4 protein-coding genes and 1 pseudogene are annotated in these 7,055 nt (G+C 42.0%); all 5 read left to right on the top strand.

The window, feature by feature from the left end; genetic code table 11:
* Positions 1–565, top strand: a pseudogene (locus tag ACE3PQ_RS09675) (ABC transporter substrate-binding protein); the annotation flags it as partial.
* Between the two features lie 160 nt (positions 566–725).
* Positions 726–1,793, top strand: a complete 1,068-nt coding sequence (locus ACE3PQ_RS09670) for a microcin C ABC transporter permease YejB (protein WP_374297321.1) — start codon at positions 726–728, stop codon at positions 1,791–1,793.
* Entirely contained in the window at positions 1,793–2,806 is a 1,014-nt protein-coding gene (locus ACE3PQ_RS09665) for an ABC transporter permease (RefSeq protein WP_374297319.1), read from the top strand. The genes ACE3PQ_RS09670 and ACE3PQ_RS09665 overlap by 1 nt, the downstream gene beginning before the upstream one ends.
* A gap of 12 nt (positions 2,807–2,818) precedes the next feature.
* Complete coding sequence (locus ACE3PQ_RS09660) at positions 2,819–4,522, top strand: ABC transporter ATP-binding protein (protein ID WP_374297316.1); 1,704 nt, start codon at positions 2,819–2,821, stop codon at positions 4,520–4,522.
* 263 nt (positions 4,523–4,785) lie between these two features.
* Entirely contained in the window at positions 4,786–6,039 is a 1,254-nt protein-coding gene (locus ACE3PQ_RS09655; protein WP_374297314.1) for an NADH:flavin oxidoreductase/NADH oxidase family protein, read from the top strand.
* The last annotated feature ends 1,016 nt before the right edge of the window (positions 6,040–7,055 follow it).

Raw genomic sequence — 7,055 nt, 5'->3', positions numbered from 1 at the left:
TAAAAAAGGGCAATTATTGGATAAACAAGGCAAGCCAATTCAGTTTGAATTATTGATTCATCAAGATGGCTTACAACGTACCTTGATGCCTTTTGTGCGCAATGCCAAAAAACTCGGTATTGATATTACCGTGCGTCAAGTCGATGTTCCGCAATATATCGAGCGGAAGCGTAATTATGACTTTGATATGACTACAGATGTGTTGCCACAATCCTTAAATCCGGGCAATGAGCAAGGACGGTTTTGGAGCAGTACAGCAGCCGATGAAGTGGGTAATTATAACTTTGCAGGGATAAAGAATCCTGCGATAGATGCACAGATAGATCGTTTAATTCGCTCGCCAAATCGTGAGCAACTCGTGACCAATACACGTGTCTTAGATCGTATGCTCCGTGCAGGCTATTATCATATTCTTAGCTACGGGAAGGGCAGTGAGTGGTATGCGGTTTGGGATATGTTTGAACGACCAAAACGTGAACCAAAGCTAAATGTTGGTATGCAATATTGGTGGATTGATGCGAAAAAAGCAGAAAAAGTCCAACAGTATCTGCGTCGACAGTCTTAATCACACAGACATAAAAACTTAAGGAATTGAGCATGGATTTTATAGTCAGAGAACTTAAGTTCTGCTACATCGTTAACCTCGCTCGCAGTACTATTTGTACACCTTCGCTCGGTTGCCTTGTATCAGAAATCAATTTCTTCGACTATAGAAAGGAATCGCAATGACTACCTATATTTTAAAGCGTCTGTTACTGATTATCCCGACCTTGTTTTTGATCTTGTTGATCAATTTTGCCATCGTGCAAATTGCTCCTGGCGGACCTGTCGAACAAGCCATTCAACAAGCGGAAAACATGCAAGGCATGGGCATACAGGGCGGTGCAGAAACGGCATCAGTGGATAGCAACTATCAAGGTGCACGTGGATTAAGTCCTGAAATGGTCGAAGAAATCAAGCGTCAATATGGCTTCGATAAACCTGCGCATGAACGCTTTTGGTTGATGCTCAAAGGCTATTTGACCTTTGATTTCGGTACCAGTTTTTTTAAAGATAAACCTGTCACACAGCTCCTTTATGAGAAGTTACCTGTCACGATTTCGCTAGGATTGTGGAGCACCTTGCTAATTTATTTGGTGTCGATTCCACTTGGGATTAAAAAAGCCAAACAGCACGGCATGATCTTTGATAAAAGTACCTCACTATTACTTGCGGTGGGCTATGCGATCCCGACTTTTGCTTTTGGCGTATTACTGCTTGTATTTTTTGCAGGGGGGAGTTATTGGCAATGGTTTCCGCTACAAGGTTTGGTGTCTGAAAATTTTGCACAACTTGGCTTTTTTGACAAAATTAAAGATTATTTTTGGCATATGGCATTGCCACTGTTAACCATGGTGTTGGGTGGTTTTGCAGGATTAACTTATTTAACAAAGTATTCCTTTATGGAAGAACTCAATCGACAATATGTGCTCGCCGCTCGTGCCAAAGGTTTAAGTGAAAATCGGGTGCTGTATGGTCATGTATTTCGTAATGCGATGCTCATCGTGATTGCGGGGTTACCTGAGGCGTTGATTGGTATTTTCTTTGTTGGGAATTTATTTATCGAAATTATTTTTAATCTGGATGGCATTGGACTACTTGGGTTTGAAGCGATTACACAGCGTGATTATCCTGTGATTTTTGGCACGTTGTTTTTGTTTACTTTGCTCGGTTTAGTCTTGCGTTTAATTAGTGATGTGATGTATCAAGTGATTGATCCTCGAATCGACTTTGAAACACGAGGAGCGAAATAATGTCTCCACTGATGCAACAGCGTTGGGCTCGTTTTAAGAAAAATAAATTGGGTATGTTTTGTTTGGTTGCCTTTGGCATTATTTTTGGATTATCGCTGTGTGCAGAGCTGATTGCCAATGATAAGCCGATCGTGGTGTCCTACAAAAGCGATATATATTTCCCTGTGTTTAAGCAATATCCCGAGACCACTTTTGGTGGCGTTTTTGAAACCGAAGCGGATTATAAAGATCCCGTGGTGCAGAACTTGATTTTGTCTGATGGCTGGATGCTCAATCCTGTGATTCCATTTTCTGCCAAAAGTCCAAATATGGATTTGACCATGCCTGTACCGTCTGCGCCGACCAGTCAAAATTGGCTCGGTACGGATGAGCAAGGGCGTGATGTATTGGCACTGATTATTTACGGTTTACGAATTTGTTTGTTGTTTGGCATTTGTCTGACGGCAGCATCGGCAGTGCTTGGTATTGCGGTGGGTGCGATTCAAGGTTACTACGGTGGTTGGATTGATTTGCTCGGACAGCGTGTCCTTGAAGTGTGGGGTGGTTTGCCAGTGCTATTCATGGTGATTATTCTGGTCAGTATGTTTAGCCCGAGCGTGTATTGGCTATTTGCGATTATGCTGTTTTTTGGTTGGACGGCATTGGTGGGCTTGGTGCGTGCAGAGTTTTTACGCGCACGGAATTTTGATTATGTGCGTTCGGCTCGTGCGCTCGGTGTGTCAGATCGCAAGATTATTTTTCGGCATATTTTACCCAATGCGCTCAGCTCGACCATGTCACAGCTACCGTTTATTTTGACCGCAAATATTACGGCACTGACGGCGTTGGATTTCTTGGGTTATGGCTTGCCACCTGATAGTGCATCGCTAGGACAACTGCTTGAGCAAGGCAAGACTTATTTAGATGCACCGTGGCTTGCGATTTCAGGCTTTGCGACCTTAGCGATTGTGTTGTCATTACTGATTTATATCGGCGAAGCGACCCGTGACGCATTCGACCCTAGACAGCACTGAGGACTTCACCTGATGACAAATACAACTGAAGTGAATCGTGATGATTTAAAAAAGGATCATCTAAAATCAGATGATCTTAAAAATAATGATCTAAAAACGGATGCTCTAAACGCTGACAGCCGTGTGCTACTACTCGATGTGCAACAACTGACCATTCAAACTGAGCAGGGCAAGCAAACGCAGACCTTAGTTGAAGATTTAAACTTACAACTGCATGCAGGCGAAACCATTGCCTTAGTCGGAGAAAGTGGCTCGGGTAAATCCATCAGTAGCCTTGCTATGATTGGTTTATTGCCTGATCAACTCAAAGTCACAGGCAAAGTGAATTTGCATCAAACTGATTTTTCTCACAGTAAAAATCTCCTGCAACTGAGCGACAAACAGCTTCAACAGATTCGTGGTCGAAATATTGCCATGATTTTCCAAGAGCCCATGACCGCACTGAATCCTTTGCACTGTGTAGAAAAATTGGTCGGGGAAATTTTACATCTGCGTGGTTTATCCAAAGCTGAAGTGCGTGAGCGAGTTTTAGCATTACTCACCGATGTCGGGATTAAAGAGCCTGAACAAAAGCTACGTCGCTTCCCCCATGAGCTGTCTGGCGGACAACGGCAACGTGTGATGATTGCTATGGCATTGGCGCAAGACCCAGCCATTCTCATTGCCGATGAACCGACCACAGCACTCGATGTTACCCTGCAAGAGCAAGTGCTGAAACTGCTCAAAGATTTACAAGCAAAGCGTCAGATGGCAATGATTTTGATTAGTCATGACTTAAAACTCATCGGGCGTTATTCTGATCAAGTGATCGTGATGCAAAAAGGGCAAGTTAAAGAACAAGGTGCAACGGCAGAGATTTTCACCAATCCGCAAGATGATTATACCCAAAATCTTTTAGATCACGATTTTGGTACAGCCTTAAAAAGTGAAAATGAAAATACCGTGCTCACGCTAAAGGATGTACAAGTCCGCTTCCCGATCAAAGCAGGTTTGCTGAATCGAGTGAAAGACTATGTGGTGGCGGTCGAGCCATTGTCATTACAACTCAAACAAGGTGAATGTATTGGTATCGTCGGTGAAAGTGGCTCAGGCAAAACCTCATTGGCGCTCGCCATTGCTCGCTTGATTGATAGCGAAGGGCAAATTCAGCTCGATGAGTTACAACTCGATCAACTCTCTGAAAAGAAACTGCGTCCATATCGCCATCAATTCCAAATCGTGTTCCAAGATCCGTTTAGTAGTCTGAATCCTCGCTTGAGCGTGGGGCAGATCATTGGTGAAGGCTTAGAAATTCAAGGTTTAGCCAAGTCAGATATTCAGCAACGTGTGGCGCACGTATTAACCCAAGTCGATTTGCCGACGGAGTTTGCCGAGCGTTACCCACATGCTTTATCAGGTGGTCAACGTCAACGTGTTTCTCTAGCACGTGCACTGATCCTTGAGCCGAAGTTAATCATTCTGGATGAGCCAACCTCGGCACTAGATCGCACCACACAACGTGCCATGGTGAAATTGTTACGAGATTTGCAAGAAAAAATGAATCTCAGCTATTTATTTATTAGCCATGATTTGGCGGTAGTACGTGCGTTGTCACAGCGAATCTTGGTCTTGCATCATGGCAAAGTGGTCGAGTTTCAAGAAACAAATCAACTGTTTGCCAATCCACAGACGGATTACACCAAAGCATTGTTAGATGCAAGTTTGCTCACTCATTAATAAGATCAATGTGCTGTATTTGATGACCAATATCATTGCGATGACGCTGACGTTCAAGTGAACGTCTTAAAATGATATTGACATTATTGCTGCTTATCTGTAGTTTTTGACATACTAAATTGTCAACTTTATAGTCGAAGTAATTGATTTCTGATACAAGGCAACCGAGCGAAGGTGCACGAGTTGTACTGCGAGTGAGGTTAACGAAGTAGCAGATTCTAAGTACTTTGACTATACGATATAAATTTTTGAAAGGATTTCCCATGAGCACGCAAGTTCAGCTACAAGACCGTTTAACTATTCGTGGCATCGAGTTTAAAAACCGTATTATCAAAGGTGCGATGAGTGAAGCACTTGCCAATGACGCAGGGCAACCGAATCAAGACCTCGTGTCACTCTATGATCAATGGGGCAAAGGTGGTTTGGGCTGTGCGATCACAGGTAACGTCATGGTCGATGCACGTGCCAAGAATGAACCGGGTGTCGTTGTCCTTGAGAATGAGCGTGATTTGACTGTAATGAAACAATGGGCAGACGTTGGCAGGCGTCACGGTATGGTGCAATTGATCCAACTGTCGCATCCAGGTCGTCAGTGTCCGCGTGGCTTGAATAAAGAAACGGTTGCGCCATCTGCTGTGCCATTTAGTTCGGCGTTATCGACTACATTCGGTACGCCACGTGCGCTCAGCGAAGTTGAGATTTTAGATATTATTCGTCGCTTCGGTGAGTCGGCTCGTCTTGCCAAGAAAGCAGGTTTTGAAGGTGTGCAATTGCACGGTGCGCATGGTTATTTGATTAGCCAATTCTTATCACCATTGACCAATCAACGTCAAGATCAGTGGGGCGGAAGTATTGAAAACCGTATGCGTTTCTTGCTTGAAATCTATAAAGAAGTGCGTCAACAGACTGGTGATGACTTTATCATTGCAGTAAAAATGAACTCAGCAGACTTCCAACGTGGTGGCTTTAGCGAAGAAGATGCGATTACTGTGGCAAAGGCTGTAGCTGATGCAGGGATGGATTTGATTGAAATCTCAGGTGGTACCTATGAAGCGCCTGCAATGGCGGGTGCCAAAGCCAAACAGCGTAAAGAAAGCACTATTGCACGTGAGGCATATTTCTTAGAATTTGCGGAAACCATTCGTGAGCATGTCAGTTGCCCATTAATGGTGACTGGTGGCTTCCGTACTGTCAAAGGTATGAATGATGCACTGGCAAGCGGTGCATGTGACTTTGTTGGGATTGCTCGTCCGCTTGCAGTTGAACCTTATTTGCCAAACCAATTGATGCGTGGAGAAGATGTAAAATACGCAGTGAAACCGATTAAAACAGGGATTAAGCCTTTGGATAAAATGGCAATCATGGAAATCGTTTGGTACGCAGCGCAGTTTAAAACCATTGCAGATGGCAAACAGCCAAATCCAAACTTATCACCACTGAAAGTGTTATTTAACTATTCACGTCGGAATATTAAAACCGTGCTCACTGGTAAGCTAAACTCACGTAAATCGGCTTAATTTTAAGGGATTGTGGTACATAAGGTTAAATCGTAGTCCATTACAACAAGGTATTGAATTATTGTTTTGGACTACCATATTCAATCTGAACCTTGCGAAGCAGTACATCTCATCTTCAATAAACAAAGGAAGGCATTTCGGTCGATACTATTGTATCTTATTAACACTCTTTTCGCCTAATTCTAGTAATTTTCTATTCCATTAATGTGATTTTACCCATCTGCAAAATGATTAAAATCTACCACATCAAGTGCATTATAACTGTGCCATTGATCTGTATACTTAATGCTGTCAGGTGGTATTTTATTTGAAATTACAGGTATTAACCTAATGGACTTTGTATCGAAATAATTACTGTATACAGTTTGCTACTTCACTTTAATAAGCAAGATAAAATGGTTTTCACTTGTATAGCAGTGCTATTCACACCATGCTAACGCTTTCTTTTATGGGCACCTCTGAAATAACATTCATAGAATGCAATCTGACGATCAATAAACTCTTTGGCATCATTGGTCAAGGTAATACACGATTACTTGGCGAACTTTTCTATAAAACAAAGTAACAGAAATAGGTTGAACACTTAATGGATTAGTTGTTGTCCTACCGTGTATGCAGTGCTTCCACTCTTAGCAACAAAAAGACTCTAGTAACTTTATTTGAGTTTTACTTAATTTACATCGAGTTATCTTTATAAATGTAGATTATCATAGTGCTAATCAACTACAGCCTTAATTTAATTAGCATTGTTACTATAAATACAGCAACTATTCGCCGTATTTTATGCTATTAGACTCATAGGATAAGAAATAGAGATGATTAAAAATTATACATTTAACTTTTTAAAACATACTTATATCTTGTAAAGTAGCTGAGATGGTGTAGAATGCGCACCTACCGGCGGGGATGCGGATAAAAACTTGTTGATTAACAGTTATTTAGCTTGATGGTTAAATTTTTTGGTTGATTGGATGGGTTTAAAAATTATCTGTAATTTCAGTTGACTTTTTAGAGAT

The sequence above is a fragment of the Acinetobacter sp. genome (assembly GCF_041911495.1).
In the GTDB taxonomy this organism is placed as follows: Bacteria; Pseudomonadota; Gammaproteobacteria; order Pseudomonadales; family Moraxellaceae; genus Acinetobacter.
Note: the sequence above shows the minus strand (reverse complement) of the source record. Positions and strands in the feature narration are given on the sequence as shown.